This is a genomic window from Limnohabitans sp., assembly GCF_044373035.1.
Taxonomy (GTDB): domain Bacteria; phylum Pseudomonadota; class Gammaproteobacteria; order Burkholderiales; family Burkholderiaceae_C; genus Limnohabitans_A.
This window is the reverse complement of sequence record NZ_JBILQU010000217.1, coordinates 1-2,736: the sequence shown is the minus strand read 5'-3', so window position 1 is coordinate 2,736 and position 2,736 is coordinate 1. Positions and strand designations below refer to the sequence as shown.

The following is a 2,736-nucleotide window of genomic DNA, read 5'->3' as shown; positions in this document are numbered from 1 at the left end:
TGCTCGGCCAAGGCCAGTGCAAACAAGTCGTTGCGGCTGGGGCGTTTGTATTTTTGGCTCAGAACCTGCACGCGGGCCACGCCTTCTGCCGGCAAACTTTTGACGATCAGCCCCATGTCACGCCAATGGGCATGCTGCTCGGCCAGTTCTTCAAAATAAAGCACATCGGGCACGGCAAATTGGTAGCCCAGGGTGAACATGGGGGCCAGCAGGCCACCCACTTCCACATCGATCAGGATGTTGGCGTCACTGATGAACGCCAGCATGGGCTTGCTCCACGGTGGCGTCCATTTGACGGATGCGGTGGAACTGGGTGAGCGGCAGGCTGAGCAACTCGGCCGCTTTGGATTCACCGATGTAGTCTTCCGCCAGCGCATGAAACACCAGTTGCTCAAAGTGGTGGGCTTTTTCGGCGGGGTAGGCAGGGCCAGGTTCGGTCAAGTGCCAGCCTTTGGCTTTGAAGAGGTCGGCCTGCGCTTGGCGGTAAGCGGCGCTGACAATGCCTAGGTCGCGTGCGCGGTAAAGAATGCCGCCCATGGACAGGCCGTATTCGACCTTCAGCAGCGCCAACTCTTGCAGTTCAATGGCGTTGCGGTGCGTGCCCAGCTCTTGCAAAACAGCGCGCCGGGGGAACAGGAATGCACCCGCAAAGCGGTTGCACACCAGTTCGGCATCCAGTGACGCATGGATTCGCTCGGCCAGCAGCAAATGCGCCAGCTCGTGCGCGAGCGTAAAGCGCTGGCGGTCACCCGGCCAGTGCCGCCCCACCACCACCACAGGCACACCGGCGGCATGTGCCGCCAGGCCGTCAAAGTGTTTGTCACCATCGTCTTCGGTGATGAAGACGCGAATGCCCTGGTTTTCTAGGGTGCCAATCAAATCAGGAATCGGGTTCATGCCCAGCTGCCAAGCCTTGCGCACTTGCTCCGCCGCCGCTTCGATGTGCGCCATATCGGTGACCGTGGGCAATTCAAGCGGTATGGCAAAGGCTTTGGGTGGCTGCGGAAAGAGATTTTCCAGTTCCATGCGCCGTTCGATCTGGTCGATCACGGCATGGGTGATGGCGTTCAGGCGTTTTTTGGGCAGAGCAGTGTGTTTGCGGTATTCCAGCCCGTCGAGCACCACGGTTTGAGGCCGAAAGAAGTAGGCCACGCGCACATTCAGGGCTTGCGACAGCTTGAGCAGCATGTCGCTGGATGGCGTGGTTTCACCGTCTTCGTATTTTTTGATGGCGGCGTGCGATACGCCTACGCGCTCAGCCACTTCGCGCAAAGACAATCCGGTGGCTTTGCGGGCCTGTTGGAGTCGGGTGTGGAGCATGACGGGCTTTCTTGAGGTGAACTGGGGTTTGACTTAGGAGGTTTACATTTTATTAAAAATTTTTATTTTTGTAAACTTGAAAAGCCTTTTTTGCTGCTCACTCTTGCACCCTTCGGCGAAAACCCAGCATGGGGTGCCATGCCCAGACTTGTGTACCCTGCCCCTTGGGCAACCCCAAAGCCCCAAACCGCCTTGCCAATGGCTCGATGCCCTGAGTTTTAGTTTCTGCCAGCTCGGTCAATTCGGTCATATAAGGGCGCACCGCCCAAGCGCTGATGGCCGGGTTTTCTGAAAGGGCCAAAGGCGCAAACAAGTTGTCGTGGTTTTGTTTGCGCTGTTCGTCATCCAGCGTGCAAAACTCAAAGCCGTCTTCGTCTTCGGTGGGCAGCAACATAAATTCTTCGCGGCCTTGCGGGTCGTGCCTGAAGGGTTTGCTGCGCTGTTCCACCCCGGTCAAGTGGCTCAGTGTTTGCCACCAGCGGCGAACGGTCAGCTCCTTATCCACTCCATCCTCTGGCTGGTCTTCGGGTGCGAGCGTTTCCATCACGCCGCCCAGGCGGGCGTGCTCCAGATCGCTCAAGCGTTGCTCGGCTTGCAAGGGGTTGTGCTGGGTGATTCGGGATGTGGCATCCAATTGCTGCCAATCCTGGTCGCGCAACAGGTCGTTGAGCGCGTGAGCCGCCAACGGATGGCCTGCAGTTTCAAAGCCAGGTCGGGTGAAGGCAGCACCGCCCGGGTTTTCCAAGGCCTTGAGGTTGTGCGACAGCAAAGCGATGTTGGGCAATTGCACAGCACCACTGCGGTGGCGGCGCACTCGGCCAGCCAGCTGGATGATGCTGCGCATGGACGAGGGCTCAACCACGGCCCAGTCGTAGTCGTGGTCACGCCCGACTTCGGCCACGGCAGTGGCCAGCACCACAAACAGGTGATCGGTTTCGGGGTGGGCGTCGATGGCTGCGCGTATAGCGGGCTTGCGCAATTGGGCTATTGGGTCTTTGTCTTGACCATGGCGTTGCAGGGTTTGGTCGATGGTGCGCTCTAGGCCTGAGCGTACCAAGAGCGAGTGGCGCGAGTGGTAAACGCACAAATGGATGCGCACACCCTCGGGCATAGGCATGTCGTGCAATGCCATGGCCACGTCAATGAGCGGGTCAATGTTGGCCATGCGGACCAGGCCAAAGCTCACGCGCTTGCCGCTGGGCTGACCAACGGGGGATTGGTCAGCCGTGTGGTTTTGCGGGTGACGGTGCAAATTCAAAGCAGCTTTCAATATCACCTGGGCGTATTCGCGGCGAATCTGTGCCGTACTGCTGGCCTGGATGGACACCGGCACGATGTGCGCTTGTCGGCGTTGCTCAGTGCGGTGTTGTGCCGCCAGGTGCGCAACGCGCTTTTGCACAAAGGCACTGTGGCTTT

1 protein-coding gene and 2 pseudogenes are annotated in these 2,736 nt (G+C 59.0%); all 3 read right to left on the bottom strand.

Features of this window, described 5'->3' with window-relative positions; genetic code table 11:
• Window positions 1-266, bottom strand: a pseudogene (locus ACIQ47_RS16115) (DUF3368 domain-containing protein); the annotation flags it as partial.
• Window positions 247-1,320: a helix-turn-helix domain-containing protein gene (locus tag ACIQ47_RS16110; RefSeq protein WP_396439043.1), complete on the bottom strand. Its 1,074-nt coding sequence runs from the start codon at window positions 1,318-1,320 to the stop codon at window positions 247-249. The gene ACIQ47_RS16110 and the pseudogene ACIQ47_RS16115, both read right to left, overlap by 20 nt.
• 97 nt (window positions 1,321-1,417) lie before the next feature.
• Window positions 1,418-2,736, bottom strand: a pseudogene (locus tag ACIQ47_RS16105) (type I-F CRISPR-associated helicase Cas3); the annotation flags it as partial.